28 protein-coding genes and 1 riboswitch are annotated in these 25,466 nt (G+C 72.9%); of the genes, 10 read left to right on the plus strand and 18 right to left on the minus strand.

The genetic code is table 11. The annotated features are described in order from the left end of the window. Positions 1-20 precede the first annotated feature (20 nt). Positions 21-155, minus strand: a riboswitch (cobalamin riboswitch). 7 nt (positions 156-162) lie between these two features. Genes AB0F89_RS33270 through cobJ form a run of 3 tightly spaced genes read left to right on the plus strand, consistent with a single transcriptional unit; the run spans position 163 to position 3,265 of the window. Further along, complete coding sequence (locus AB0F89_RS33270; protein ID WP_367129786.1) at positions 163-1,173, plus strand: hypothetical protein; 1,011 nt, start codon at positions 163-165, stop codon at positions 1,171-1,173. After that, complete coding sequence (locus tag AB0F89_RS33275) at positions 1,170-1,796, plus strand: precorrin-8X methylmutase (RefSeq protein WP_367129788.1); 627 nt, start codon at positions 1,170-1,172, stop codon at positions 1,794-1,796. The genes AB0F89_RS33270 and AB0F89_RS33275 overlap by 4 nt, the downstream gene beginning before the upstream one ends. Further along, positions 1,793-3,265: a precorrin-3B C(17)-methyltransferase gene (gene cobJ / locus AB0F89_RS33280; protein WP_367129790.1), complete on the plus strand. Its 1,473-nt coding sequence runs from the start codon at positions 1,793-1,795 to the stop codon at positions 3,263-3,265. The genes AB0F89_RS33275 and cobJ overlap by 4 nt, the downstream gene beginning before the upstream one ends. On the opposite strand, the gene AB0F89_RS33285 is transcribed toward cobJ, so the two are convergent. Next, positions 3,240-3,947: a cobalt-precorrin-6A reductase gene (locus AB0F89_RS33285; protein ID WP_367129792.1), complete on the minus strand. Its 708-nt coding sequence runs from the start codon at positions 3,945-3,947 to the stop codon at positions 3,240-3,242. The genes cobJ and AB0F89_RS33285 overlap by 26 nt on opposite strands. Before the next feature lie 20 nt (positions 3,948-3,967). Here AB0F89_RS33285 and AB0F89_RS33290 point away from each other — a divergent pair, with 20 nt between their 5' ends. Next, positions 3,968-5,026, plus strand: coding sequence for a cobalt-precorrin-5B (C(1))-methyltransferase (locus AB0F89_RS33290; RefSeq protein ID WP_367129794.1), 1,059 nt, complete (start codon positions 3,968-3,970; stop codon positions 5,024-5,026). A gap of 5 nt (positions 5,027-5,031) precedes the next feature. Here the strand turns inward: AB0F89_RS33290 and cobM are convergent, their stop codons facing one another. The 3 genes from cobM to AB0F89_RS33305 are packed head-to-tail and all read right to left on the minus strand — an operon-like array spanning position 5,032 to position 7,300. Continuing rightward, on the minus strand, positions 5,032-5,775 hold the full coding sequence (gene cobM / locus AB0F89_RS33295; RefSeq protein ID WP_367129796.1) for a precorrin-4 C(11)-methyltransferase: 744 nt from the start codon (positions 5,773-5,775) through the stop codon (positions 5,032-5,034). Continuing rightward, a complete protein-coding gene (cbiE, locus tag AB0F89_RS33300) occupies positions 5,772-6,917 on the minus strand; it encodes a precorrin-6y C5,15-methyltransferase (decarboxylating) subunit CbiE (protein WP_367129798.1) in 1,146 nt (381 codons plus the stop codon). The genes cobM and cbiE overlap by 4 nt, the downstream gene beginning before the upstream one ends. After that, the gene (locus tag AB0F89_RS33305) at positions 6,914-7,300 is read right to left on the minus strand and encodes a pyridoxamine 5'-phosphate oxidase family protein (RefSeq protein WP_367129800.1); all 387 of its coding nucleotides are present in this window, start codon (positions 7,298-7,300) and stop codon (positions 6,914-6,916) included. The genes cbiE and AB0F89_RS33305 overlap by 4 nt, the downstream gene beginning before the upstream one ends. Positions 7,301-7,477: 177 nt before the next feature. Between AB0F89_RS33305 and AB0F89_RS33310 the strand changes: the two genes are divergently transcribed. Further along, positions 7,478-8,521: a hypothetical protein gene (locus AB0F89_RS33310; protein WP_367129802.1), complete on the plus strand. Its 1,044-nt coding sequence runs from the start codon at positions 7,478-7,480 to the stop codon at positions 8,519-8,521. Positions 8,522-8,638: 117 nt separating this feature from the next. Here AB0F89_RS33310 and AB0F89_RS33315 read toward each other — a convergent pair whose 3' ends face one another. The 6 genes from AB0F89_RS33315 to AB0F89_RS33340 all read right to left on the minus strand — a co-directional run bounded on the left by AB0F89_RS33315 (position 8,639) and on the right by AB0F89_RS33340 (position 14,089). Then, entirely contained in the window at positions 8,639-9,049 is a 411-nt protein-coding gene (locus tag AB0F89_RS33315; protein WP_367129804.1) for an Imm1 family immunity protein, read from the minus strand. After that, the gene (locus AB0F89_RS33320; RefSeq protein WP_367129806.1) at positions 9,037-9,549 is read right to left on the minus strand and encodes a DddA-like double-stranded DNA deaminase toxin; all 513 of its coding nucleotides are present in this window, start codon (positions 9,547-9,549) and stop codon (positions 9,037-9,039) included. Before AB0F89_RS33320 ends, AB0F89_RS33315 begins: the two co-directional genes overlap by 13 nt. Positions 9,550-9,904: 355 nt before the next feature. After that, the gene (locus AB0F89_RS33325; protein WP_367139103.1) at positions 9,905-11,614 is read right to left on the minus strand and encodes an aminotransferase class V-fold PLP-dependent enzyme; all 1,710 of its coding nucleotides are present in this window, start codon (positions 11,612-11,614) and stop codon (positions 9,905-9,907) included. Between the two features lie 6 nt (positions 11,615-11,620). After that, on the minus strand, positions 11,621-12,379 hold the full coding sequence (locus tag AB0F89_RS33330) for an amino acid ABC transporter ATP-binding protein (protein WP_367129808.1): 759 nt from the start codon (positions 12,377-12,379) through the stop codon (positions 11,621-11,623). After that, positions 12,376-13,236, minus strand: a complete 861-nt coding sequence (locus AB0F89_RS33335; protein WP_367129810.1) for an amino acid ABC transporter permease — start codon at positions 13,234-13,236, stop codon at positions 12,376-12,378. Before AB0F89_RS33335 ends, AB0F89_RS33330 begins: the two co-directional genes overlap by 4 nt. Next, positions 13,226-14,089, minus strand: a complete 864-nt coding sequence (locus tag AB0F89_RS33340; protein WP_367139105.1) for an ABC transporter substrate-binding protein — start codon at positions 14,087-14,089, stop codon at positions 13,226-13,228. Before AB0F89_RS33340 ends, AB0F89_RS33335 begins: the two co-directional genes overlap by 11 nt. 183 nt (positions 14,090-14,272) lie before the next feature. On the opposite strand from AB0F89_RS33340, the gene trxA reads away from it, so the two are divergent. Then, positions 14,273-14,635, plus strand: coding sequence for a thioredoxin (gene trxA, locus AB0F89_RS33345; RefSeq protein ID WP_367129812.1), 363 nt, complete (start codon positions 14,273-14,275; stop codon positions 14,633-14,635). A 24-nt stretch (positions 14,636-14,659) separates the two neighbouring features. Here the strand turns inward: trxA and AB0F89_RS33350 are convergent, their stop codons facing one another. Then, positions 14,660-15,586, minus strand: a complete 927-nt coding sequence (locus tag AB0F89_RS33350) for a YihY/virulence factor BrkB family protein (RefSeq protein WP_367129814.1) — start codon at positions 15,584-15,586, stop codon at positions 14,660-14,662. Between the two features lie 84 nt (positions 15,587-15,670). Between AB0F89_RS33350 and AB0F89_RS33355 the strand changes: the two genes are divergently transcribed. From AB0F89_RS33355 to AB0F89_RS33365, 3 genes are read left to right on the plus strand one after another with little or no spacing between them, the layout of a single operon-like run. After that, the gene (locus AB0F89_RS33355) at positions 15,671-16,102 is read left to right on the plus strand and encodes a phage holin family protein (protein WP_367129816.1); all 432 of its coding nucleotides are present in this window, start codon (positions 15,671-15,673) and stop codon (positions 16,100-16,102) included. Then, on the plus strand, positions 16,099-16,764 hold the full coding sequence (locus tag AB0F89_RS33360) for a DUF3618 domain-containing protein (RefSeq protein WP_367129818.1): 666 nt from the start codon (positions 16,099-16,101) through the stop codon (positions 16,762-16,764). The genes AB0F89_RS33355 and AB0F89_RS33360 overlap by 4 nt, the downstream gene beginning before the upstream one ends. Before the next feature lie 2 nt (positions 16,765-16,766). Beyond that, positions 16,767-17,048, plus strand: coding sequence for a DUF4235 domain-containing protein (locus AB0F89_RS33365; RefSeq protein WP_367139107.1), 282 nt, complete (start codon positions 16,767-16,769; stop codon positions 17,046-17,048). Positions 17,049-17,157: 109 nt separating this feature from the next. Here AB0F89_RS33365 and AB0F89_RS33370 read toward each other — a convergent pair whose 3' ends face one another. From AB0F89_RS33370 to AB0F89_RS33395, 6 genes are all read right to left on the minus strand, one after another. Further along, positions 17,158-17,325, minus strand: a complete 168-nt coding sequence (locus AB0F89_RS33370) for a hypothetical protein (protein ID WP_367129820.1) — start codon at positions 17,323-17,325, stop codon at positions 17,158-17,160. A 73-nt stretch (positions 17,326-17,398) separates the two neighbouring features. Beyond that, positions 17,399-18,160, minus strand: coding sequence for an enoyl-CoA hydratase/isomerase family protein (locus AB0F89_RS33375; protein ID WP_367129822.1), 762 nt, complete (start codon positions 18,158-18,160; stop codon positions 17,399-17,401). Between the two features lie 46 nt (positions 18,161-18,206). Beyond that, a complete protein-coding gene (locus AB0F89_RS33380; protein ID WP_367129824.1) occupies positions 18,207-18,839 on the minus strand; it encodes a hypothetical protein in 633 nt (210 codons plus the stop codon). Between the two features lie 203 nt (positions 18,840-19,042). Continuing rightward, positions 19,043-19,975, minus strand: coding sequence for a hypothetical protein (locus AB0F89_RS33385; RefSeq protein ID WP_367129826.1), 933 nt, complete (start codon positions 19,973-19,975; stop codon positions 19,043-19,045). Positions 19,976-20,328: 353 nt separating this feature from the next. Continuing rightward, on the minus strand, positions 20,329-20,805 hold the full coding sequence (locus tag AB0F89_RS33390; protein WP_367129828.1) for a GNAT family N-acetyltransferase: 477 nt from the start codon (positions 20,803-20,805) through the stop codon (positions 20,329-20,331). Beyond that, positions 20,802-21,941 (minus strand): LLM class flavin-dependent oxidoreductase, encoded by a 1,140-nt coding sequence (locus AB0F89_RS33395; RefSeq protein WP_367129829.1) that lies wholly within the window; start codon positions 21,939-21,941, stop codon positions 20,802-20,804. Before AB0F89_RS33395 ends, AB0F89_RS33390 begins: the two co-directional genes overlap by 4 nt. A 376-nt stretch (positions 21,942-22,317) precedes the next feature. On the opposite strand from AB0F89_RS33395, the gene AB0F89_RS33400 reads away from it, so the two are divergent. Next, positions 22,318-24,150, plus strand: a complete 1,833-nt coding sequence (locus tag AB0F89_RS33400; protein WP_367129831.1) for an FAD/NAD(P)-binding protein — start codon at positions 22,318-22,320, stop codon at positions 24,148-24,150. A gap of 344 nt (positions 24,151-24,494) precedes the next feature. Here the strand turns inward: AB0F89_RS33400 and AB0F89_RS33405 are convergent, their stop codons facing one another. Then, positions 24,495-25,448, minus strand: a complete 954-nt coding sequence (locus tag AB0F89_RS33405) for an ABC transporter substrate-binding protein (protein WP_367129833.1) — start codon at positions 25,446-25,448, stop codon at positions 24,495-24,497. Between the last annotated feature and the right edge of the window lie 18 nt (positions 25,449-25,466).

Here is a 25,466-nt window from a genome sequence, read left to right on the forward strand (position 1 = left end):
CCCTCGGGGGTCCTCGCCCCGGTCGTGGGTTACGGCGAGCGGAGTTCCTGACTCCCGGGGCCTCCCCCGGTCACAGTGGCGGGACCGCGCCGGATTTCCACCGGCTTCCTCCTGCTGCTTCGCCGTTCGGAGGTCACCCTAACGGCAGTTAGCATCCAGACCATGCCCACCGACCGAGTTCGCCCGGACGCCTGCCCGGGAGCGATCGACGTGCACCAGGCCGCCGACGGCGGGCTGGCCCGCGTGCGGGTGCCCGGCGGCGCGTTGACCGCCGTCCAGGTGGACGCGCTGCGGACCGCCGCGCTGGAGCTGGGCGACGGGTCCCTGGAGCTGACCTCGCGGGCGAACCTGCAGATCAGGGGCTTGCCACCGGGTGCGGAAACGGAACTCGGCGCACGCTTGCGCGACGTCGGCCTGCTGCCCTCGATGACGCACGAGCGGGTGCGGAACATCGTCGCCGCGCCGCTGGAGGACAACCAGGCGCTGGTCGGCTCGATCGACGCGGCCCTGTGCTCGGAACCGGGGTTGGCGGCCCTGCCAGGGCGTTTCCTGGTCACGGTGGGTCACGCGGTCAGCGGCCTGTCGGGTGACATCGGGCTCGTCGGTGACGCGTTGTTCCTGGCGGGACACGATTCAGGGCTCCGCGTCACCGACCCGGTCGAGGCCGTGGTGACCGCCGCTCAGCTGTTCCAGCGACTGCGCGGCGACGCCTGGCGGCTGTCCGAAGTGGACGGCGGTGTGCGGAAGATCACGGCCGCGCTGGGCGTTCCGGGTGACGCCCGGATCGAACCGGCTGTGACGCCCGTCGCACCCGGGACGCACGGTTCCGCCGTCGTGGCGGGCGTTCCGCTGGGCCGGTGGGACGCGCGGCTGCTCGCCGGCGTGCCGGTCCGGCTCACGCCGTGGCGGAGCGTGGTGCTGCCGTCCGGGAGCGGTGCCGGCGGCTTGTTCACGTCGCCGGACTCGCCGTGGCACGGCGTCAGCGCCTGCACGGGCCGGCCGGGGTGCGCGAAGTCGCTGGCCGACGTCCGGGCCGACGCGGCCCGGTGGATCGAGACCCGGACCGCGCCGGGTCGCGCGCACTGGTCGGGCTGCGCCCGGCGGTGCGGTCGGCCGGCGGGTGGCGCGGTGGAGTTCGTCGCGACCGGCGACGGGTACGAGGAGATCAGGTGACCAGCTACGTCAAGGACGGCGCGGAGATCTACCGCCGCTCCTTCGCCACCATCCGCGCCGAGGCCGACCTGGCGCGGTTCCCCGAGGACGTGGCCAGGGTGGTGGTGCGCATGATCCACGCCTGCGGGATGGTCGACCTGGTCGGGGACGTCGGCTTCTCGCCGGCCGTGGTGCGGGACGCGCGTGCCGCCCTGCTGGCGGGCGCGCCGGTGCTGTGCGACGCGCAGATGGTCGCGGCGGGCGTGACCCGGCGTCGGCTGCCGGCCGACAACGAGGTCGTCTGCACGTTGAGCGACCCGCGGGTGCCGGGACTGGCCGCGGAGATGGGCAACACGCGCAGCGCCGCCGCGCTGGAGCTGTGGCGCGACAGGCTGGACGGCGCGGTGGTCGCCATCGGCAACGCGCCGACCGCGTTGTTCCACCTGCTGGACATGGTGGCGGCGGGCGCGCCCCGACCGGCGGCCGTGCTGGGCGTGCCGGTCGGGTTCATCGGCGCGGCCGAGTCGAAGGACGCCCTGGCGGCCAACGCGCTGGGGTTGGAGCACCTGGTCGTGCGCGGGCGGCGGGGCGGCAGCGCCATGACCGCGGCGGCGATCAACGCGATCGCGAGCGAGGACGAATGACGGGCAAGCTGTACGGCGTCGGTGTCGGTCCGGGCGACCCGGAGCTGGTGACCGTCAAGGCGGCGCGGCTGATCGGCGAGGCGGACGTGGTCGTGTTCCACAGCGCCCGCCACGGCCGCAGCGTGGCACGGCGGATCGCCGCGCCCTACCTGCGCGCCGGGCAGGTCGAGGAGCAGCTGGTCTACCCCGTCACCACCGAGGACTCCGACGACTACCAGGGCGAGATCGACGCGTTCTACGAGGAGTGCGCGGCCCGGTTGGCCGCGCACCTGGACGCCGGTCGCACGGTGGTCGTGCTGGCAGCGGGCGACCCGTTCTTCTACGGCTCCTACATGCACCTGCACAAGCGGTTGGCGCACCGGTACGAGGCCGAGGTGGTGCCGGGCGTGACGTCGGTGAGCGCCGGCGCGGCGGTGATCGGCCGGCCGCTGGTGGAGCGGGACGAGGTGCTGACCGTGCTGCCGGGCACGCTGTCGACCGACGACCTGGTCGAGCACCTGAGCGGCGGCGACCCGGTGGCGATCGTGAAGCTGGGGCGGACGTTCCCGCGGGTGCGCGAGGCGTTGGCGCGGGCGGGCCGGCTGGACGAGGCGTGGTACGTGGAGCGGGCGACGACCGGCGGTCAGCGCACCGCGCCGCTGTCCGAGGTGGACGCCGAGGACGTGCCGTACTTCTCGCTGGCGCTGCTGCCGAGCGACCCCGCTCCCCGCAGGACCGCCGAGGGCGGGACCACCGGGGGCGAGGTCGTCGTGGTCGGGCTCGGCCCGGCCGGTCCGGAGTGGCTGACGCCGGAGGCGCGGCGGGCCCTCGCGGCGGCCGACGACCTGGTCGGCTACGTGACCTACCTGAACCGGGTGCCGGTGGACCCGCGGCAGCGGCGGCACGCCTCGGACAACAAGGTGGAGGCCGAGCGGGCGGCGTTCGCGCTGGACCTGGCCAAGCGCGGGCGGCGGGTCGCGGTGGTGTCCTCGGGCGACCCCGGCGTGTTCGCGATGGCCAGCGCGGTGCTGGAGGTGGCGACCGAGGAGCAGTTCTCCGGTGTGCCGGTGCGGGTGCTGCCGGGGCTGACCGCCGCGCACGCGGTGGCCAGCCGGGTCGGCGCGCCGCTCGGGCACGACTACTGCGTGGTGTCGCTGTCGGACCGGCTCAAGCCGTGGGAGGTCATCGAGGGGCGGTTGGCGGCGGCGGCGGGCGCCGACCTGGTGCTGGCGATCTACAACCCGGCCTCGCGCAGCCGCACGTGGCAGGTGGAGAAGGCGCGGGACGTGCTGCTGCGACACCGGTCCCCCGACACGCCGGTGGTCGTCGGGCGCGACGTCGGCGGGCCGGAGGAGTCCGTGCGGGTGGTGCGGCTGGCCGAGCTGGACGCGTCCACCGTGGACATGCGGTGCCTGCTGCTGATCGGGTCGTCGCAGACCACGGTCAGCGCGCGCGGCACCGTGTTCACCCCGCGCCGCTACCCCGGGTGAGCCAGTCGACGGCCTCGGCCACCGTCTCCACCAGCGGCGCGCGGGGTGGCGGTGGCCGGCGCACGACCACGACCGGCAGGCCGAGGTGACGGGCGGCGGTCAGCTTGGCCGCCGTCATCGGCCCGCCGCTGTCCTTGGTGACCAGCACCTCGATCCGGTGCTCGCGCAGGAGCGCCAGCTCGCCGTCCACTGTGTACGGTCCGCGGTCGAGGAGGAGCTCCACGCGCGGGTTCGGCGGGTCGGGCGGGTCGACGGTGCGGGCGACCCCGCCGGTGAACGCGGCCAGCTCCTGGCGCCCGGTGGTGATGAACGCCCGGCGGCCCGCGACCAGCGCGGCGGCCTCGGCGACGCTGTCCACGTACCGCCAGCCGTCCTCGGGCGGCCAGCCGGGTCGGCGCAGCACCAGGAACGGCGTGCCGGTCGCGGTCGTGGCGGCGAGGGCGTTCGCGGTGATGCGGTCGGCGAACGGGTGGGTGGCGTCCACGACGGCGCCCACCCGTTCCGCGCGCAGGTAGGCCACCAGCCCCTCCACGCCGCCGAAGCCGCCGACGCGGACCTCGCCCTCGGGCAGCTTCGGGTCGGCCACCCGGCCCGCCAGCGACGAGACCACCCGCACCCCGGTCAGCGCCGCCGCCAGCGCGCGGGCCTCCCCGGTGCCACCCAGCACCAGCACGGTCCTCACGGCTGTTGCATCCTGACGTCGTGAGCACGAACCTGCGCTTCGGCTGGACGACCGGCGCCTGCGCCACCGCCGCCACCACGGCGGCGTACACCGCGCTGCTCACCGGCGAGTTCCCCGACCCGGTGCGGATCACCCTGCCGAAGGGCCAGACCCCGTCGTTCGCCCTGGCCCGCGAAGCGCTGGACGCCGACCGGGCGTTCGCGGCGGTCGTGAAGGACGCGGGCGACGACCCGGACGTCACGCACGGCGCGCTGGTCGGGGCCTCGGTCCGGCACGGCGAGCCGGGCAGCGGCGTGGTGTTCGAGGCGGGCCCCGGCGTGGGCACGGTGACCAAGCCCGGCCTGCCGCTGGCGGTGGGCGAACCCGCCGTCAACCCCGTGCCCCGGCAGATGATGCGCGAGCACGTCCAGCGGGTCGCCGCCGAGCACGGCGGCGCCGGCGACGTGGTCGTGACCGTCTCCGTCGAGCACGGCGAGGAGCTGGCCCGCAAGACCTGGAACCCCCGGTTGGGCATCCTGGGCGGCCTGTCCATCCTCGGCACGACCGGGATCGTCGTGCCGTACTCGTGCTCGGCGTGGATCGACAGCATCCGGCGCGGCGTCGACGTGGCCCGCGCTCAGGGCTACGAGCACGTGGCCGGGTGCACCGGGAGCACGTCGGAGAAGGTCGCGGCGGCCCTGCACGGCCTGCCCGAGGACGCGCTGCTGGACATGGGCGACTTCGCCGGCGCCGTGCTGAAGTACCTGCGCCGCCACCCCGTGCCGCGGCTGACCGTCGCGGGCGGGATCGGCAAGCTGTCCAAGCTCGCCGACGGCCACCTGGACCTGCACTCGGGGCGCTCGCAGGTGGACCTCGGCTTCCTGGCGTCCCTGGTGGACGACCCCGCGGTGGCCTCGGCGGTGCGCGGGGCGAACACGGCGCTCGGCGCGCTGCAGGTGTGCCAGGCCGCCGACGTGCCGCTGGGCGACCTGGTCGCCGCGCGGGCCAAGGCCACGGCCGACGACGTGCTGCGCGGCGCGCCGGTTACCGTCGACGTGATCGTGATCGACCGCGGCGGCACGGTCGTCGGCCGGGCCTGAACCCGTCACGACCGGCTGCGGGTGGTCGAGTACAGGTGGCTGTCCGGGAAGCCCTCGGCCGTGAGCACCCGACCGACGACGATGACCGCGGTCCGCTGCACCCCCGCGGCCCGCACCTGGTCGGCGATGTCGGCCAACGTGCCGCGCAGGACCAGCTCGTCGTCGCGGCTCGCGCGGGCGACCACCGCGACCGGGCAGTCCGCGCCGTAGTTCGGCAGCAGGTCGGCCACCACCTCCACGATCCGCTGCACGGCCAGGTGCAGCACGATCGTGGCGCCGGGCCGCCCCAGCTCCGCCAGGTCCTCGCCCGGCGGCATGGGCGTGGCGCGGGCGGCCGTCCGGGTCAGGATGACGGTCTGCCCGACACCGGGCACGGTCAGCTCGCGGTTCAACGACGCCGCCGCGGCGGCGAACGCGGGCACGCCCGGCGTCACGTCGTACGGGATGCCCAGCGCGTCCAGCCTGCGCATCTGCTCGGCCATCGCGCTGAACACCGACGGGTCGCCCGAGTGCAGCCGCGCCACGTCCCGCCCGGCGGCGTGCGCGGCGGCCAGCTCGGCGGTGATCTCGTCCAGGTCGAGGGCCGCGGTGTCCACCAGCCGGGCGTCGGCCGGGCAGTGCTCCAGCACCTCCACCGGGACCAGCGCGCCCGCGTACAGGCAGACCGGCGACCCGGCGATGATCCGGGCCGCCCGCAGGGTCAGCAGGTCGGCCGCGCCGGGCCCGGCGCCGATGAAGTGGACGGTCACGCGCTCTCCTTGGTCACGACCCACGTGGTCACGGGCAGCTGCGGTCGCCAGGCGGTGAAGCCGCCGATGGCGGTCGCCCGGCTGACCTCCAACCGGGTCAGGTCGCCGCCCAGCTCGCCGTGCCACCGGGTCAGCACGGCCTCGGACTCCAGCGTCACCGCGTTGGCCACCAACCGCCCACCGGGCTTGAGCGCGTCCCAGCACCGCTCGACCACGCCTTCGGCGGTGAGGCCGCCACCGATGAACACCGCGTCGGGTGCTTCGAGGTCCAGCGCCCCGGGCGACGACCCGACGACCACTTGGACGTTCGGCACGCCCAGCGCCGTGGCGTTGCGGGTGACGCGCGCCGCGCGCTCGGCGTGCTGCTCGACGGCGACGGCCCGGCAGCCCGGGTGCGCGCGGCACCACTCGACCGCGATACTGCCCGCGCCCGCGCCGACGTCCCACAGCAGCTCACCGGGGCGGGGGGCGAGCAGCGCCAACGTCACGGCGCGCACCTCGCGCTTGGTCAGCTGGCCGTCGTGCTCGTAGGAGTCGTCCGGGCGGCCCGGCACGAGCGACATCCCCTCCACCCCGCACTCCACCGCGAGGACGTGCAGCGGATCGGCGTCGAGCGAGTGGTGCACCCTCTCCCCCGGCCCGCCCAGCTGCTCCAGCACGGTCAGCCGCGCGGTCGGCGCCAGCGCGGCCACCTCCCGCGGGTCGCCGCCCAGCACCAGCACGCGCCGGCCGGGGTGCAGGTGCGGCACGAGGAGTGCGGCGGGCTTGCCCACCAGGCTGACCACCTCGACGTCGTCCAGCGCCCACCCCAGCCGCGCGCACGCCAGCGACACCGACGACGGGTGCGGCACCACCCGGACCCGCCGCGCGCCCAGCAGCCGGACCAACGTCGTCCCGATGCCGTGGAACATCGGGTCGCCGCTGGCCAGCACGCCCACCCGACGCCCCGCGTACCGCTCCAGCAGCCCCGGCAGGGCGGGCACCAGCGGCGACGGCCACACCACCCGCTCGAACCCGCCGGGGACCAGGTCGAGCTGCCGGGCGCTGCCCATCAGCACCTCGCACGCCCCGACCGCGTCCCGCGACGCCGCCGGCAGGCCGGCCCACCCGTCGGCCCCGATGCCGATGACCGTGACGCTCACACCGTCCCCAGGACCCGGCTGACGGCGATCTCGATCACCACGCGCTCCGGGTTCGGCCGAGGCGTCCGGTAGCGCTCCGCGTAGCGCCGCACCGCGTCCGCCACCGCCTCGGGCTCCTGCCGCACCACCGCCCGACCCTCCAAAGTCGACCAACGACGCCCGTCCACCTGGCAGACCGCGACCGGCGCGCTCCCCGCCGCCAGGACCTGGCGGACCTTGTGCGAACCCCGCGAGCTGATCACCCGCGCGATCCCCGCCTCCACGTCCAGCGTGACGCCGACCGGCACGACGTGCGGCGTGCCGTCCGCCCGGACCGTGGTCAGCGTGCAGAGGTGGCGCTCGGTCCAGAACGCGCGGAAGTCCTCGCCCTTGGTCGACAACATGCGTGCATCATGCGCCACCCGCCCGCTATCGTGGAAAACGTGACGCGCCGATTCAGCCGCCCCCGGCCGGGAGACCCGGTCGCCGGGGCCAGCGACGTGCGCTAGTTCACGTGTCCCGGTGACGGACCGGCCAGGGGGATCCCCAGCCGCTCCAACTACCCGAAGGGACCACCCGCGATGTCTCGCGACCTCAGCGACCCCACGTACGGGCCGCACGCCGTGCAACTGCTGGTAGAACGGATCGTCGACGCCCTCCCCGGCGAGCCGCGCGTGCTGCGCGACCACCCGGAGGTCTCGGTCGACGACAACTACACCGCCCTGGGCTACCCACCGGACGCCATCACCCGCGACGCCCGCTACACGCGCTACACCAGCGGGAACCGCATGCTGCGCAGCCACGCGACGGCGATGGTGCCGCCGGCGTTGCGCCTGCTCGGCGCCCGGGACGACTGGACCGACGTCACGCTGGCGTGCGTGGGCGTGGTCCACCGCCGCGACGCCGTCGACCGGGTGCACTCGGGCACGCCGCACCAGCTCGACGTGTGGCGGATCTCCCACCACCGGGCGGACCTGGACGAGCTGGTCGACGCGGTGATCACCGCCGCCGTCCCCGGCCTGCCCTACCGCACCACGCCCGCGGAGCACCCGTACACCACCGACGGCCGACAGGTGGACGTGCTGGTGGACGGCCACTGGCTGGAGGTCGCCGAGTGCGGCCTGGCCGCCCGGCACGTGCTGCGCCGGGCGGGGCTCCCCGACCACGTCCACGGCCTGGCGCTGGGCGTCGGCCTCGACCGCCTCCTGATGCTGCGCAAGGGCATCCCGGACATCCGCCTGCTGTCCTCGGACGACCCGCGCGTGGCCGCGCAGATGCTCGACCTCGCGCCGTACCGACCGGTGTCCAAGCACCCGCCGATCACCCGGGACATCTCGGTGGCGGTCGACGCGGGGGCCGACGGGGAGACGATCGACGACGTAGTGCGGGACGCGGTCGGCGACCTCGTCGAAGAGGTCACCGTGCTCAGCGAGACGCCGGTGTCCGACCTGCCGGCAGCGGCCGTGGCCCGGCTGGGCGCGCGACCGGACCAGAAGAACGTCCTGCTGCGCCTGGTCCTGCGCCACCCGACCCGAACCCTGACCGACCACGAAGCCAACACCGCCTGCACCATCGCCTACAACGCCATCCACCAAGGCGGCCAGCCCCTGCTCCCACTCACCTGAACCGCGACCGCTCTCTGCGGGTCGATTCGACGTTGATGCTGGTCAGAGCTGCCTGTGGGGCGGGTGGTTGACGTACCGGCCGGGCCTGGCGCCACACGGCGGGCCCGGCCCGGTCGTCTAGTGCCAGCTCGGTTGCCAGTCGATCCCCGTCGGCCGCCCGCCCCCGGTGCTCAGGTATTCGTGCGCAGCACGGCGTGCCTCGGCCAATGGGATTTCTGCATCCGCCGGGAATTCGGTGTCCGACCCGGTGAAGTAGTAGAGCGGCGGTTCCTCGGCGGTGTCGACGCCCTTGCTGATGCAGGCGTCGGGGGCATCGGGCCCGGAGTAGTAGAGGACCCCCCGACCGGTCCTGGCGTCCAGTCCCACGTCGAGGATCGCGTGGCCGGGATCGCCGTGGACGAGGAGTTGAACGGTGATGGGCGCGTTCCACCCCGTCACGATGTCCAGCACGGCATCCAACTCAGCCGAGGTGTGAACGGTGGTGGGCCCATCGGCCTTCTGGTCGAACCACGCGTCTAGCGCCACCACGGGCGGGCCCCTCCTCTGTATCGCTTGCGGAACCGCTGCCCTTCGGAGTCGATCCCGTGCACGGTGAGTGTGGCCCCTTCGGGGAGCAGGATCGGCACGAGGGTGTCACAGCCGAACGGGCCGACGCACGGCTTGTTGTTCATCACGACGGTGACGTGTCGGATACCTTCGCGAGCCATGCGCACGGCCAGCTTGATCTCCACGTCTCCGGTCTTGGCGGATTTTCGCGGCATCCCCATAGTGCGCAGTCGGTCGTCGGCGTCGTCGGCGTCACCGTCCCGGCCGCTGGTGATCGGCCGAGCGGCGCTGCCCGAGCCGATCCAGCGGCCGTGCGTCTTCTGCCCGGCGTTGGGCACCACGGGTGGCGGTAGTTCGCGCCGCAGCTGTTCGACGTGTTCCGGCGGAACGACAGGCAGACCGTCGGATTCGTCCGGACAGTTCGAGGGCCGCTGTCGTGGAGGTGGTGCGGCTCGCAGAGCGACCGGGGGGTGGACTTCCACCCGTCACCGCGCCCAGAACCGCCTGTGCGTGGTCCATGCCCGATCCGAGGATCGTCCACAGGTCCACCACGCCCTTGACCACTTCACCGAAGTCGGTCACGGCTCCATCTACGTCCGAGTCGCCGGAGCCTGCCAATGCGGCGGCGAGGAGGGCCTGTGCGTCCTCGGCCAGGTCTTGCGCGATTCCCAACGCGTCCCGGCGCATCGACGCCTTGTCGCACGCCTGCGACACCTGAGCGGCCACATCCCCCAACGACGCCAACCGGCCCCCTTCCCGGCATCAGCCTGGCGCAGGACCGGCGTCGATCGTGATGACCCGCACGGGTGGTGGGCCCGTCCGCCGAACGGGATCGCCTCAACCCCTGATCTCGTTCAGGTAGTTGTAGATCGTGTACCGCGTCACCCCGAGCACGCCCGCCAGGTAGTCCACCGAATCCCGGATCAGGAACAGGCCGGCCTCGTCCAGCACCCGCACCACCTGCGACTTGTGCGCCTTCTTCATCAGCTCCACCGGCACCCCGACCGCCGTCACCGCCCGTTCGACCAGGAGCCGTTGCAGCGTGTCGACGTCACCCGGGAAGGCTTCGACGGCCGACACCGCCGTCTCCGGCCGCCGGTCCGGACCGGGGTCGCTGTTCACGCACAGGCAGCCGACCGCCACGCCCTCGGCGTCGCGCAGGAACACCGTGGACGAGTGGATCACCCGGCCGTCCGGGGCGTAGGTCTCGTACCCCGCGAGGTCCTGGGTGGTGCCGCGGCGGACCAGGCCGAGCAGCAGGTCGGTCATCGGGCCGCCGACCTTGCGGCCGGTGAGGTCGCCCGCGATGGCGATGATCGAGTTCGGCAGCGCGCCGAGGTCGTGCAGGACCACCTCGGTGCCCGGCCCCAGCGCCGCGGCCAGGCTGTTCACCGTCGGGACCAGGGCGGTCAGCACCTCGGACGTCACCGCGGGCGCTTCCGCGACCACGACCGCCGCGGGCTTGCGGACCTCCCTGAGCGCGGCGGCGAAGCGGGCGACGGTCTCGGCCGTGGTGGAGGCGTGCGGTGACACCCGGACGTGCTCCGGCCGCACCGTCGCCGCCACCCCCGCCTCCGCCAGCGCCGCGCCGACCACCGACGACGGGTGACCGGGCAACGTGAACGCCAGGATCCCGGCGCGCCGCTCCACCGCCGAGACCACCTCCCCGCCGACCGACCGCACGACCTCCGCCAACTCGTCCACCCGCTCGGCGACCCGCCCCTGGACGGCCTCGACCCCCGCCACCTCCAGCAGCTCCAGCGCCGCCGCCAACGCCCCCGACGCGATCGGGCTGAGGTTCGTGATCGACCACCCCGCCGCCCCCTCCCCCACCGGGTGGATGCCGTTGTCGAACAGCCCGGGGTCCTCCGCCCCCGTCCACCCCGACAGCACCGGGTCGAGCCGGTCCAGCGCCCGGTCGGACAAGGTCGTGAAGCCGGTCGACCACCCCGCCCGCAGCCACTTCTGGCCGCCGACCACCAGCACGTCGGCGACCTCCCACGGCTCGTCCACCACGCCGAAGCCCTGGATGCCGTCCACCACCAGCAACCGGTCGCCGACCACCTCCCGCAACGCCGCCAGGTCGGCCCGGTACCCGGTCCGGAAGTCCACCGCGCTCACCGACACGGCCACCGTCCCCGGCGTCAACGCCGCCCGCACGACGTCGGCCGTCACCGGACCGGGCGGCAGCCACGACACGTCCACCCGCGGCGACCGCGCCCACGGGTACGTGTTCGCCGGGAACTCCCCCGACGACACCAGCACCTCGCCGGTCACCCCGAGCGCCGCCTGGAACAGCCCGGTGCTGGTGTTCGGCAGCAGCGCCACGTGGTCGGTGTCGCCGCGGCACAGCCGGGCGACGGCCGCCTTGGCCCGCAGCTCCTGCCGCATCAGGTCGTCCACCGTGGACGGACCGGCCGACGCCGACGCCTCCACGAGCCGCGTGGAGGCGTCCACCACGGCGAACGACGGCGGCCCGAACCGGGCGAAGTCCAGGTACCCCTCCGGCTCGTGGAACTGGACGAGGTAGGACGACGGGATGCGCATGACCACCTAGAGCACCTTCGCGAGGAACTGCTGCGTGCGTTGCTGACGCGGATTGTCCAGCACCTGGCCCGGCGGCCCGGCCTCGACCACCGCGCCGTCCACCATGAACACCACCGAGTCGGCCACCTGCCGGGCGAACCCGACCTCGTGCGTGACCACGATCATCGTCATCCCGTCGCGGGCGAGGTCGACCATCACGTCCAGCACCTCGCCGACCAGCTCCGGGTCCAGCGCCGACGTGGGCTCGTCGAACAGCATCAGCTCGGGCCGCATCGCCAGCGCTCGCGCGATCGCCACCCGCTGCTGCTGGCCGCCGGACAGCTGGTGCGGGTAGGAGTCGGCCTTGTCCGCCAGCCCGACCCGGTCCAGCAGCTCCCGCGCCTCGCCCAGCGCCTTCGCCTTCGGCGTCCGCAGCACGTGCACGGGTCCTTCCGCGACGTTCTCCACCGCCGTCCGGTGCGGGAACAGGTTGAACCGCTGGAACACCATCCCGACGCCCCGCCGCTGCCGCGCCACCTCGCGCTCGCGCAGCTCGAACAGCCGGCCGCCGCGCGAGGCGAACCCGACGGGCCGGCCGCCGACCCAGATCCGACCGGCGTCGATCGTCTCCAGGTGGTTCACGCAGCGCAGGAACGTCGACTTGCCCGCACCGGACGGCCCGAGCAGGCACACCACCTGCCCGGCGTCCACCGACAGGTCGACGCCCTTCAGCACCTCCGTCGCCCCGAACGACTTCCGCACCCCGACAGCCCTCACGAGGCTCATCGGGCCACCCCCTTGCCGTAGTGCCGCTCCAGGAAGTGCTGCCCGACGCTCGCCACGCTGACCACGACCATGTACCAGGCCGCGGCGGCCAGCAGCGTCTCCATGATCTGGAGGTTGCGCGAGGCGATGTTGTTGGCCGCGTGGACCAGCTCCAGGAAGCCGATCACCGACGCCATGGACGTGCCCTTGAGCATGTTGATGAAGTTGTTGCCGGTCGGCGGGATGATCACCCGCATGGCCTGCGGCAGCACCACCCGGCGCAACGTCGTCGCGGGCGTCATGCCGATCGCCTTGGCCGCCTCGACCTGCCCGTGGTCGACGCTGTTCAGCCCGGCCCGCACGATCTCGGCCATGTACGCGCTCTCGTTGAGACCCAGGCCGAGCAGGGCCGCCACGAACGCCGTCACCAGCACGTTCGTCTTCGCCTCGAACAGCCCCGGGATGGAGATGGTCTCGAAGACCAGGGCCAGGTTGAACCACAGCAGGATCTGCAGCAGCACCGGCAGCCCCCGGAACAGCCACACGTAGCCGGCGGCGAACCAGCGGGCGACCGGGTTCGCCGACCGGCGCAGCAGCGCGATCAGCACGCCGAGCACGATCGCGCCCGCCTGCGCCGCCAGCGCCAGCACGACCGTGTTGACCAGGCCGCGCAGCATGATGTCGTGGGTGAAGAACCCCGGCACGGCGGCGTAGTCGATCTTCGCCCCGGCCAGCGCCCACCCGAGGGCGCCGAGCACGGCGAGGATCACCACCCCTCCGACCCACCTCCCCCAGTGCCTCAGCGGCACCACGACGAGGTCGTCACCGGTCGGGGTCGCACCGGTTGCGGGCTCGCCGGTTGCGGGCTCACCGGCCATTGACGGTCACCTCCGCCACCGCGCCCTGCTCGACGTCCCAGGCTTCGAGGATCTTCCCGTACGTGCCGTCGTCCACCAGCGCCTGCAACGCCTTCTGCACGGCCGCCGTCAACTCGGGCGTGCCCTTGTTGACGCCGATGCCGTACGGGCCGCCGTTGATCGGCGCCAGGTCGACCACCTCGAAGAACTCGCCGTCACCGGCCGTCTTGGCCACGTACACCGCGGTGGGCAGGTCGTTCAGGATCGCGGTCACCCGCCCGGTGCGCAGCTGGTTCTGGTTCTGGGTGTCGCTGTCGGTGGCCGTCACCGCGATCGGGTCGCCGGAGAGGCACTTGAACTCCTTCGCGTACGTCTCCTGGCTGGAGCCCAGGTTGACCGCGACGGACTTGCCGCACAGGTCGTCCGGGCTCCTGACGCCCGCCGGGTTGCCCTTCTGCACCATGATCGTGATGCCGGAGGTGAAGTAGTCGACGAAGTCGATCGCCTGCTGCCGCTCCGGGGTGTCGTTCATCGCCGCCATGGTCACGTCGATCCGGCCCGCCTGCAGGCTCGTGATCAGCGAGCCGAACGCCATGTCCTGGTGCTCGACGGTCAGCCCGAGCTTGGCCCCGACGGCCTTGACCAGGTCGACCTCCGAACCGACCGGGGTCTTGCCGTCGGCGGCGTAGAAGTTGTTCGGCGGGTTCTGGATGTTCGAGCCGACGCGCAGCCTGCCCGCCTGGGCGACGGCCGCCGGGAGGGTCGCGGCCAGCGCGTCGTCCTTCTCGACCGCCTCCACGATGGCCGCCGTCGACGGCAGGTCGTCGGTCGGCCCGGCCGCCGGCTCCTCGGCCGGTGAACCGCACGCCACCAGCGCGAACAGGGACAGGGCGAGGGCTGCGGTCCTGCGCACGGGACACCTCCTGCTTTCGGGTGAACCGAAAGCTACAACGTTCTGTTGAAGGCGTCCACAGTTCGTTGAAGGGAATTGTCGGCGCGGTGGAGTCGTTGATCGGGGCACGGGGGGTCAACCCCATGTCCACAGCGAGGAGGACCTATGGCCACCGTGGAGCTGACCGCGGAGAACTTCGACGAGGTTGTCGGCGGCTCCGAGATGGTCCTGGTCGACTTCTGGGCGGGCTGGTGCGGGCCCTGCGTCCAGTTCGCCCCGACCTACGAGAAGGCCGCGGAGAAGCACTCCGACATCGTGTTCGGCAAGGTCGACACCGAGGCGCAGCAGCAGCTCGCCGCGGCGTTCGAGATCCGGTCGATCCCGACCCTGATGATCGTGCGCGACGGCGTCGTGCTCTACGCGCAGCCCGGCGCTCTGCCGCCCGCCGCCCTGGAGGACCTGATCGAGCAGGCCCGCAAGGTCGACATGGAGGACGTGCGCAAGCAGGTCGCCGAGAAGAAGGGCTGACCCGCCCGGCCGCGAGGCCGCGGGTCAGTCCATCGCCGAGGTGTCGCGGGGCGGGGCCACCGGGTCCTGCCCCGCGGACTCCCCGGAGGCCATCCGCCGGCCCCGCTCCAGCTCCGCGTCCAGTTCCGCGCCGAGCAGCAGGGCCAGGTTCGAGATCCACAGCCAGACCAGGAAGATGATCACACCGGCGAGCGAGCCGTAGGTCTTGTTGTACGAGCCGAAGTTCGCCACGTAGAACGCGAAGCCCAGCGACGCGGCGACCCACACCACCACGGTCAGCAGGCCGCCCGGCGTGATCCACAGGAAGCTCGGCTGCCGCACGTTCGGCGAGGCCCAGAACAGCAGGCCGATCGCCAGGCTCGCCAGCAGGAACAGCACCGGCCACTTGGCGATGTCCCACACGGAGACGAACGTCGAGCCGAGGCCGAGCAGGTCGCCCAGCCACTGCGCCACCCCGCCGGTGAGCGTCACGCCCAGCGCCGTGATCGCCAGCAGCACCACCACCCCGACGGTCAGGCCGAGCCGCAGCGGGATGACCTTCCAGAACGGGCGCCCCTCCTCGACGTCGTAGATCGAGTTCGAGGCGCGCATGAACGCGCCGACGTACCCCGAGGCCGACCACAGCGCGGTCACCAGGCCGACGATCGCCAGCAGGCCGCTGGCCTGCGACTTCTGCAGGTTCTCGATGCCGCCCGCGATGAAGTCCTTCGCCTCGCCGGGCCCCAGCATGTCCAGGCTGTCCACAATGGATTGCGTCGCGCTCGGCCCGAGCAGGCCGAGCAGCGAGACCAGCAGCAGCAGGCCCGGGAACAGCGACAGCACCGCGTAGTAGGTGAGGGCGGCGGCCCAGTCGGTGAGGTTGTCGTCGTTGAACTCCTTGACCGTCCGCTTGAGGACGGCCAGCCAGGACCGCTTGGGCAGTTGGGTCGGTGCCTCCGGTGCGTGCGCCATGGGCGACGGGTTTCCCCTGAAAAACGGGCGTACACCCACACGTTTGTGGGTAATCGGGGGACGAGCTGGAGAGAGGAGACGGCCATGAGTCACGTCGCTGCCACACCGGCGGCCGACCACCGCGTCACCGATCGGGAGCCGTCCACCGCCGAGCTGGTGCACCGGCTGTCCGAGCAGGTCAGCAGGCTGGCGCGGGACGAGATCCGACTGGCCGCGGCCGAGCTGCGCACGAAGGGCAAGCGCGTGGGCACGGGGGCCGGGCTGCTGGGCGGCGCGGGCGTGCTGGCCTGGTTCGGGTTGATGACGGTGATCGCGGGCCTGGTGCTGCTGCTGGCCACCGCCATGCCGGCGTGGATCGCGGCGTTCGTGGTCGCGGTGGCCGTGCTCGCCGTCGCGGGCGTGCTGGCGCTGGTCGGGCGCAAGCAGATCGAGCGCGGCACGCCGCCCGTGCCGGAAGAGGCCATTGCGGGTGTCAAGCAGGACATCGCCACCGTGAGCGAGAGGGCACACCGATGAGCGGCAAGGACGTCCCGAAGGACCCGGACGAGCTGCGCGCCGATGTCGAGCAGACCCGGCGGGAGCTGGGCGACACCGTGGAGGCGCTGGCGCACAAGGCCGACGTGCCCGGACGGGTGAAGAACAAGGCGCACGAAGGGGTGGAGCAGGTGAAGGAGACCGCTACGCGGGCCAACGCGGCGGTGTCGGCGGCCGCGGGCAAGACGACCGCCAAGGTCGGCCACGCCGCCGGGAAGGCGGGCGAGCAGGTCAACAAGGCGGGCGCCGCCGCAGGCGCCGCTGTGGGCGAGAAGGCCGCCGCGATCGGCGAGAAGGCCGGCGCCGTGGCCACCCAGGTGGGCGCCAAGGCCACCGAGGTCGCCGAGCAGGTCGGCAGCAAGGCCAGTGCGGTCGCGGGCCAGGTGGGCGCCAAGGCCGGTGAGGTCGCCGAGCAGGTCGGGACGAGGGCCGGCGCCGTCGCGGGCCAGGTCGGGACGAAGGCGAGCGAGGTCGGCGCGAAGGCGGGCGAGGTCGCCACCCAGGCCGTCGAATCCCTCCCGCCGCCCGTCCAGCAGCGCGTCGAGCAGGGCGTTCAGCAGGCGCGCAAGCACCCGGCCGCCGTTGCCGCCGCCGTCGTGGCGACCGTGCTGGTGCTGTGGAAGCTCCTGCGGAGGGGGCGGTGAACGTGAACAAGCTCCTCTACCGCCCGCTCGGCATGCTGTTCGGCGTGCTCGGCGGTCTGGCCGCGAGCGCGTTGTTCGGCCAGGTCTGGAAGCTGATGACCGGCACCAAGGAAGCCCCGACCCCGACCCAGAAGGACCGGAGCTGGGGCGAGGTGCTGCTGGCGGCGTCCATCCAGGGCGCGATCTTCGGCCTGGTGAAGGCCGCGATCGACCGGGGTGGCGCGACCGGCTACGACAAGCTCACCGGCGAGTGGCCCGGTGACACGAACAAGTACGTCGACTGACGCGCCACGGGCCGGCCCTCCGGGGCCGGCCCTACCGGCATTGGAACCAGCGCCGCTGGATCAACCAGCTCCGCCGGAATTCCCGGCTTCGAGGCAGCTTCCCCAGTGCCTAGGAGGGCGGCTCGTCCTCCTCGCCCTCCCCACGCCGCTCACCTTCTTCGAGGAACTGCTCCGGGTCCACGTCGAGGTCGGGCGGCTCCGGCGTGCCCGGCGAGCGGGGCGGGTCGGGGTTGATGCGTTCTGACTCGTTCGAGTCCTCTTCGAGCGGGTTGGTCATGCGCTCGAAGTACCCGCGCTCAGCCGATCAGAACCAGTCCGACCAGAACCGGGCGCATCAGAACCGGGGCGCGTCAGAACCGGGGCGCGCGCTTCTCCAGGAACGCCGCCACGCCCTCCGCGTACTCCGCGCTGTGCACCGCCTCCTCGTACAGCGCGCGCACGACGTCATCCTCACCGTGCTGACCGTCCGCCACCCGGTTCACGATCTGCTTCGCGCCGCGAACGCTGACCTGCGCCCGCGCGGCGATCGTGCCCGCCAGTTCCGCGACCCGCGCCTCCAGCGCGTCCGCCGGGTGCACCTCGTTGACCAGGCCGATCCTCAGCGCGGTGGCCGCGTCGACGATCTCGCCGCTGAACAGGATCTGCTTGGCCCACGCCGGGCCGACCACGTCGACCAGCTGCTTGGTGGAGGTGGCGGTGTAGACGATGCCGAGCTTGGCGGGCGTGATGCCGAACCGGGCGTCCGCCGCGGCCACCCGCAGGTCGCAGGCCAGGGCGATCTCGCAGCCGCCGCCGACGCAGAAGCCGGTGATCGCGGCGATGGTCGGCTTGCCGAGGGTGGAGATGGCGCGTTCGCCGTCGTGCACGGCCTCGCTGTACCGGGCCGCGCCGTCCGCGCCCCTGCGGAGGGTGGAGAACTCGCTGATGTCCGCGCCCGCCGAGAAGTGCTCGCCACCCCGGACGACCAGGACGCGCACCGAGTCGTCGTCCGCCACCTCCGCCATGAGGCCGGGCAGGGCGGACCACATGTCGTAGCTCATGGCGTTGCGCTTGGCCGGGCGGTCGATGGTCAACGTCGCCACCGGACCGGCGGTGTCGAGCCTCAGCGTCATCAGCGCAGGGTAAGCCCGCAGTTCGCGGCGGCCGGTGTGAGGGCGCTCACGCCAGCAGGTGGAACGCGAGCCCGCCGACCACCGCGCCCATCACCGAGCCGATGATGACCTGCGGCTTCGTGTGGTCGCCGAGCACGACTCGCGACCAGGCCACCAACGCCACCAGCGGCGCGGCGAGCAGCACCCACGGGCCGTAGGTGATCGCCAGGATCGCCACCGCACCGGCCGCGACCGCCGCGTGGAAGGAGACCTTCCAACCGCGCGCGCCGTTCACCGGCAGGACGAACGTCACCACCAGGCACAGCAGCAGGCTGAGGAACATCGCCAGGGCCAGCGCCACCATGGCCCGCGGCGCGCCGCCGAGCACCAGCGCGGCGATGCCGACGCCGAGCGAGCCCGCGACGACCAGCAGCGGCACCAGCCGCCCCTCGCGGTTCGTGACGTGGTGCCCCTCCCACCGCCCCCGCCGCGCGCCGCGCACGACCACGGCCATGGGCACGACCGACCCGGTCACCCCGACGACCAACCCCCACAGCAGGCCCTCGCCGATGCTCCCGGTGGCCTCCCACGCCACCAGCAGCGGCAGCCCCAGCACCAACACCCAGGGCGCCAACACCTCGGTGACCACCCGCGCCACCGACTCCCGAGCCGCCGACTCCCCCGCCACCCGCACCGTCACCCCCGCACCTTAGCCCCGCGTGTCCTACGTCCACGTCCCGCGTGTCCTACGTTCGCGACCCCCGAATTCAACACTCAGGTCGGCCGGTCGGCGTTCTGAGCGTTGAACTCAGGGGTCCTGAACGTAGGACACGCAGGGCGCGAACGTAGGACACGCGGGTCGGGAACGTGGGACACGCGGGGCGTGGGGGTTCGACTCGCGGGTTAGCGGTAGGCGTTGCGGGTGTAGGTGAGGCTGAAGTCGCCGCGGTTGGCGAAGTAGGCGGAGACCAGGTAGGCCGGGTCGGTGGCCAGCACGCCGCGCGGGAGGTCGCTGCCGTCGTTGGCGTCGTCCCAGCCCCAGGCGCTGTTGGCGGCGTTGTCCTTGCCGTTGTCACCGCGGAACGTGCCCCAGCTCGCGAACGTCGTGGAGCTGTTGCGCTGCGCCCACAAGCCGCCGGCGGCGAAGGTGTCCACCAGCCGGTAGCCGACCGACCGGTCGTTGCCGCCGGACGGCACCTCGCCGGTCGCGCTCGGCACGTACACGACGCCGTCGCCGCCCGGGAACTCCGTGCCGTTCCACGCGTACAGGCCGTGCCCCTTGGCCTCCTGGCGCGTGGTCGGCCGGACGCCGTCCAGCCGCAACGTGCCGTCCAGGCCCTCCCGACCCGCCGTGAACGTGCTGCCGGCCGGCACGTACGAGTAGAAGTCGCTGTGCGCGACCGTCACCACCGCTTCGAGCTTGCCGAACGGGGAACCGTCCTTGCGGACCGTGGCGAGCATGCCCTCCATGTCATTCTCATGGGTGAACAACGCGAACGGATCGGGGTAGTCCTCCCAGTCGCGCGGGTGGTAGAAGCTGTAGACCAGGAACCAGTGCGTCGAGGTCTCCACCACCGAGTAGTACGCGGCGCCGGTGAGGCGGGCGAGCGAATCGTCCTGCGCCTCCCAGTTGTTCTGGGTGTTCCACTCGCCGTCGAAGTCCACAGCGGACAGGTAGTCGGCGTCGTAGTCGGACGAGTCGGTGTCCTGGTAGTGGACCGGCGCCCAGTGGAACGCCAGTTCCGCGTCGGTCGCCGCGTGGGCGGGGGTCGTGGCGAGCGTCGAGAGCGCGACGGCCGCGATCAGGGACGCGGCGATCTTGCGTGCAGGGGACATGCTCCACCTCTCCGTCAGGGATGCCCGTGGGAGCCAACGGGCCGCACTGGCCTTGAGGTGAAGAGGTTGCCGACTCCGGCAGCGATCCGGGTGATCGTTCACCGGATCGCCATCGTCAGCGGCCGAGGATCCTTCGGGGTGCCGCACGCGGGGCGGACCGGGGCGGGCGAAGTGCCCCGGTCCGCCCGCGCAAGCGCCTCGTCGTGCTCCGGAAGGCGCCGTTCGCGACGACTCCGTTCACCGCGGCGTGGAACGCGAGCGGCGAGCCCGATCGCACCCGCCGGACCGCCTCACCCCGACACCACCAGGGCGAGCAGCGTGATCAGCATCAACAGCCTCCGCGCGGACACGGGCTACCTCAGGTCCTTCTCGAACGGCAGTGGTCCGATCGTGAGCGGGTCGGCGGTCAGGTCGAACAGCGGCCGGTAGCCCGCGGCCAGGTACAGGCCCGCGGCCTCCGGCTGCCGCGGGCCGGTGGTCAGGTAGAGGCGCCGGTAGCCGAACGCGACGGCGTCGTGCTCCAGTTCGGCGAGCACCCGGCGGCCGAGCCCCCGCCTGCGGTGCCGCGAGTGGGTCCAGATCCGCTTCAGCTCGGCGGTGCGCTCGTCGTGCCGCATGAACGCGCCACCGGCCACCGCCCGGCCGTCCTCGACCAGCAGCACGAGCGTGCCGTGCGGCGGTGCGAAGGCGGCCGGCTCGAACCGGTCCACCTCCGCCCGCGCCCCCTCGCCGTAGCGGGACACGTACTCGCGCGTCAACTCCTCCTTCAACGGCGTCGTGACCGGGTCGTCCCACCCCACCCGGATGACGGTCAGCGTGTCCGCGGTCATCCGCCCACCGCGATCCCACGACGCGGCGGCACGACCTCGACGACGCGTTCCCGATCGCGCTTGGCGACCTCCTCGCGCACGATCGGGATCACGTGCCTGCCGAACTCGATCGTGTCGTCGACCATGTCGTACCCGCGGGCGGACAGGATGTCGACGCCCAGGTCGTAGTAGTCCAGCAACGCCTGCGCCACCGTCTCGGGCGTGCCGACGAGCGCGTTGGAGTTGCCCGCGCCACCGGTGGCCGCGGCGGTCGGCGTCCACAGCGCGCGGTCGAAGCGCTCACCTCGCTCGGCGATCTCCAGCAACCGCTGCGAGCCGGTGTTCTCCGGGTCCTTCAGGGGGTGCCTGCGGGTGAGGGGGTTCGCGCCACCGGTGCGCTCCCGGATCGCGGCCACCGTGCGGTGCGCCTTCTCCCAGGCCAGTTCCTCGGTCGCGCCGAGGATGGGCCGGAAGGCCACCTGGATGCGCGGCACGTCGGTGCGACCGGCGTCGCGCGCGGCCTGCCGCACCGACTCGATCTGCGCGGCCGTGTCCGCCAGCGGTTCGCCCCACAGGCAGAAGATGTCCGCTTCGGCGCCACCCGCCCGGTACGCGGCCGGTGACGAGCCGCCGAACGACACCAGGGGCCGCGGCTGCTGCACGGGGAACACGTCGCTCACGAAGTCGGCGAACCGGTAGTGCTCGCCCTCGTGGTCGAACGGCTCGCGCGACGTCCACGCCCGCTTGACGATTCGGATGTACTCCTCGGTGCGCGAGTACCGCTGGTCCTTGGTGAGGTAGTCGCCTTCGCGCCGCTGCTCGTGGTCCGTGCCGCCGGTGATGAAGTGCACCGTCAGCCGACCGTCGCTGATCCGGTCCAGCGTGGCGAACGTCTTCGCGGCGAACGTCGGGTAGGACACGTTCGGCCGGTGGGCCAGCAGGATCTGCAGCCTGTCCAGCTTGGTGGCGACGTACGCGGCGACCTGCGCGGGCTCGGGCGAACCGGAGCCGTACGCGAACAGGACCCGGTCCCAGCCGTGCTCTTCGTGCGCGCGGGCCAACCGCAGCGTGTAGTCCTTGTCGAACGACGAGCCGCTGCGCGGGTGCGTCTCGGAACCGTCGTTGGTGCCGCCGATCCCCAGGAACTCAACAGGCACGGCAAAACCTTCCATCAGGAGGGGAGGACGTCGACGCACGGCGTTGAGGGAGACGCGGGGCTTCGACGGAACGGGATCAACCAGTCTGCGAACGATCTCCAGTTGAGCAGCGGCGGGAACGACCGTCAACGAGGTCCGATCGCCGTCCAGATACCGGAATGCCTTGACGCGCCTCGTCGGGACGCGCTTACGATCACCGCGCGGCGTTGAGGGACGCGGCACCCCACCGTGATCCCTCTTCCTCTTCGGAGCAGCCGATGAGCGCTTCCACCCCCACCTCGCCGCCGCGGTCGCCCGGAGCCGCCGGGACCGGGCGCGTGCCGCACCGGGTCGTGCCGCCGCAGGCGGTGCGACGCGTCGAAATCCGCCGCACGCGATGAGCACCATCGTCCTGGTGGGCGCCGGGCCTCGGGCATCGGGCATCCTGGAACGCCTCGGCGCGAACGCCCCGGAGCTGTTCGACGGGCCGCTGGAGGTGCACCTGGTCGACCCGTTCGCGCCCGGCGCGGGCCGGGTGTGGCGGCACGAGCAGTCACCGCTGCTGCGGATGAACTCGATGGCCGAGGACGTCACGGTGTTCACCGACCCGTCGGTGGAGATGGCGGGCCCGGTTCGCCCCGGACCTTCGCTGGCGGAGTGGACGGGGCCGGACCCGTCCACCGCGGATCCCGCGGTGTGGAGCGAGCTGATGGCGATGAGGTCCACGTCGTTCCCCAGCAGGCGGGTGCAGAGCGCCTACCTGAAGTGGTTCCACGAGGTCGCGGTGTCGTCGTTGCCGGACTGCAGCTCGGTGACGGCGCACCCGACGAGGGTCGTGCGGATCACCGGTTCGGCGCAGGTCAGGCAACGGGTCTGGCTCGCCGGCCGGGCCGAGCCGCTGGTGGCCGACGTGGTCGTGCTCGCGCTGGGGCACCTGGACACCGCCGTCGCGCCCGAGCACCGGCAGTTCGCCGACCACGCCGCCGCGCACGGCCTGGTGCACCTGCCGCCGGCCCACACCGCCGACGTCGACCTGAGCGCGGTGCCGGCCGGTGCGGACGTCGTGGTCCGGGGCATGGGCCTGGCGTTCGTCGACCTCGCCGTGCTGCTGGGCGAGGGGCGTGGCGGGCGGTTCGCCCGTCGCGGCGGCGCGTTGCGCTACCTGCCGTCGGGGCGTGAGCCCCGGCTGCACGTCGGCTCGCGACGCGGCACGCCGTACCACGCCAAGACCGGCTACCGGCTGCGCGGCGCACCGCCGGAACCCCCGCGGTTCTTCGTCGCGGCCGAGCTGCTGGCGCGCCCCGGTGGCCTGGACTTCCGGCGGAACGTGTGGCCGTTGATGGCCAAGGAGGTCGCGTTCGGGCACTACCGCGAGCTGTTCACCGGGCACCCGTCGCGGGTCCGGGCGACGTGGGAGGCGTTCTCGGCGCGGTTCGCCGAACTCGACTGGTACAGCGAGGACATGCGCGCGCTGGAACGCGCGGCCGTGCCCGCGGTGGCGGACCGCATCGACTTCGAGCGGCTGGACCGGCCCATCGACGGCTTGGGGTTCCGGTCGTCGGAGGATTTCCAGGACTTCCTGCGCTCCCACGTCGCCGCCGACCTCGCCCGCCGCTCGGACCAGGCGTTCAGCGCCGACCTGGGCGCGTTCCTCGCGATGCTGGGCGTGTACGGCCAGTTCGGAATCCTCGCCGCGAGCGGTCGCCTGCGCGGTGAGGACGGCTGGTGGCACGGCTTCTTCAGCTCCATCGCGAGCGGTCCGCCGCCGGATCGGCTGGAGGAGCTGCTGGCGCTGTCCCGGGCGGGCGTGGTCCGCTTCCTCGGTGCGGACACCTGGGTCCGCACCGAGGACGGGGTCTTCCTCGCCGGCAGCCCCAGCGTCCCGTCACACGTGGTCCGCGCGACGGGCCTGATCGAGGCCCGGCTGCCCGTCCACACCCTCGCGCACACCGCCGACCCGCTGCTGGCGTCGATGGCGGCGGCCGGCGAGGTGACCGATGTGGACGGACTGGTCCTGGTCGACCCGGTCGATAGCCGGGTGGTCGGCGGCGACGGCACGCCGCACGCGCGACGCTTCGCCGTGGGGCCCTACACGACGCGGAAGGCGCATGCCGCCTTCGCCCGTCCCAACACCAACGCACCGAGCTTCCGGCAGAACGACGAGGTCGCGCGCGAAGTCCTGCGCTTCCTCGCCGCCGCGGCCGACAGCGCGGACGAATCGGTGGCTTGAGCCCCGGTCACCGGCACGCCCGAACGGGGACCAGCGGCGGCGCCGCCACCGGCACGTCGGCCGGCGACAGGCGTTTCCACGCTTCCCGCACCGCCCCGGCGCCCTGCTCGAACACCGGGGGGCGCGAGCCGCGCCGCGTCCACCAGGGGGCCGCCGGGCGCCACTTCGACCTCCCGCGCGGTCAGGGCGTGGCGGACCGCCTCGCGGAGGGCGAGCGCCGCGCTCGACGTGCGGGAGGCCGGGCGGGGTTGCCGATCAGGGCGCCGATGACGAGCGGGCGGGTCGTGGCCCGAGCACCCCGACGTCACCGGCGCCGTTCGAGGTCGTCCCCCTCGCGGGATCGCTCAGGACCTCGGCAGACCGGGCGGGTTGACCTCGCTGCGCGGCACGGCTTCATCCGCGAGCCCCCACCGGTCCAGCACCTCGGCGTACTTGCCGGTCGCGATCAGGTGGTCGATCGCCTCGGCGACGGGTTCCGCCAGCCCGCCGCCCTTCTTCGAGGTGACCGCGATCTTGCCGGCGATCGCGCCACCGCCGGAGAACGTGCCGATCACCTCCGTGCTGCCCGAGGTGGCGGCGTGGTAGGCCGCGGTCGGGTTCGGGCCCAGGTGGGCGTCGATCCGGCCCGACTCCAGCGCCAGGTAGTAGTCCGACGTGTTCTGGAAGTACTTGATGTCCGTGGCGGGCAGGCCGCGCGCCTCGTTGGCGCGGCTCCACTCGACCAGGATCTTCTCCTGGTTCGTGCCCGAGCCCACCGAGATGACCTTCCCCGCCACGTCCTCCGGCTTGGTCACCCGCCAGGACCCGCCCTTCTTCGCCTCGAACGCGAGCGTGTCCAGCCGGTAGGTGGCGAAGTCGTACTTCTCCTTGCGCTCCTCGGTCACCGTGATGTTGGAGATGCCCACCTCGTACGCGCCGCTGTCCAGGCCGACGAACAGGTTCTCCCACGACGAGCTCTCCAGGCGGGCCTCCAGCCCCAGCACGCCGGCGACCAGCACCGCGAGATCGGTCTCGACCCCGATCGGGGTCTTGTCGTCGGTGGCGAAGAAGCGCAGCGGCGGCGCGGTGCCGACCGAGCCGCCGACGACCAGCTCACCGTCGGCGCGGACCCGCTCGGGCACTCGGGCCGCGATGTCGTCCACCTCGGGTGCTGTGACGCGCTGCTGGTCCGGGCCGAGGTTGACGGTCTTGCCCGCCGCGACCACCCTGTCCTCGGTCGGCACGCCGTCGGCGGTGTTCCCGCACGCGACCAGGGACAGGGTGGCGGCGACCGCGGCGGCGGTCTTCAGGATGGACAACGACTTCTCCTCACAGCT

The organism is Saccharothrix sp. HUAS TT1, assembly GCF_040744945.1.
Classification (GTDB): domain Bacteria; phylum Actinomycetota; class Actinomycetes; order Mycobacteriales; family Pseudonocardiaceae; genus Actinosynnema.

Coding starts and splice junctions, on each gene's coding strand:
- AB0F89_RS33270 (WP_367129786.1), top strand. CDS start 163: ATGCCCACCGACCGAGTTCGCCCGGACGCCTGCCCGGGAGCGATCGAC.
- cobJ (WP_367129790.1), top strand. CDS start 1,793: ATGACGGGCAAGCTGTACGGCGTCGGTGTCGGTCCGGGCGACCCGGAG.
- AB0F89_RS33305 (WP_367129800.1), bottom strand. CDS start 7,300: ATGTTGTCGACCAAGGGCGAGGACTTCCGCGCGTTCTGGACCGAGCGC.
- AB0F89_RS33310 (WP_367129802.1), top strand. CDS start 7,478: ATGTCTCGCGACCTCAGCGACCCCACGTACGGGCCGCACGCCGTGCAA.
- AB0F89_RS33325 (WP_367139103.1), bottom strand. CDS start 11,614: ATGCGCATCCCGTCGTCCTACCTCGTCCAGTTCCACGAGCCGGAGGGG.
- AB0F89_RS33330 (WP_367129808.1), bottom strand. CDS start 12,379: ATGAGCCTCGTGAGGGCTGTCGGGGTGCGGAAGTCGTTCGGGGCGACG.
- AB0F89_RS33335 (WP_367129810.1), bottom strand. CDS start 13,236: ATGGCCGGTGAGCCCGCAACCGGCGAGCCCGCAACCGGTGCGACCCCG.
- trxA (WP_367129812.1), top strand. CDS start 14,273: ATGGCCACCGTGGAGCTGACCGCGGAGAACTTCGACGAGGTTGTCGGC.
- AB0F89_RS33350 (WP_367129814.1), bottom strand. CDS start 15,586: ATGGCGCACGCACCGGAGGCACCGACCCAACTGCCCAAGCGGTCCTGG.
- AB0F89_RS33355 (WP_367129816.1), top strand. CDS start 15,671: ATGAGTCACGTCGCTGCCACACCGGCGGCCGACCACCGCGTCACCGAT.
- AB0F89_RS33360 (WP_367129818.1), top strand. CDS start 16,099: ATGAGCGGCAAGGACGTCCCGAAGGACCCGGACGAGCTGCGCGCCGAT.
- AB0F89_RS33370 (WP_367129820.1), bottom strand. CDS start 17,325: ATGACCAACCCGCTCGAAGAGGACTCGAACGAGTCAGAACGCATCAAC.
- AB0F89_RS33375 (WP_367129822.1), bottom strand. CDS start 18,160: ATGACGCTGAGGCTCGACACCGCCGGTCCGGTGGCGACGTTGACCATC.
- AB0F89_RS33385 (WP_367129826.1), bottom strand. CDS start 19,975: ATGTCCCCTGCACGCAAGATCGCCGCGTCCCTGATCGCGGCCGTCGCG.
- AB0F89_RS33390 (WP_367129828.1), bottom strand. CDS start 20,805: ATGACCGCGGACACGCTGACCGTCATCCGGGTGGGGTGGGACGACCCG.
- AB0F89_RS33400 (WP_367129831.1), top strand. CDS start 22,318: ATGAGCACCATCGTCCTGGTGGGCGCCGGGCCTCGGGCATCGGGCATC.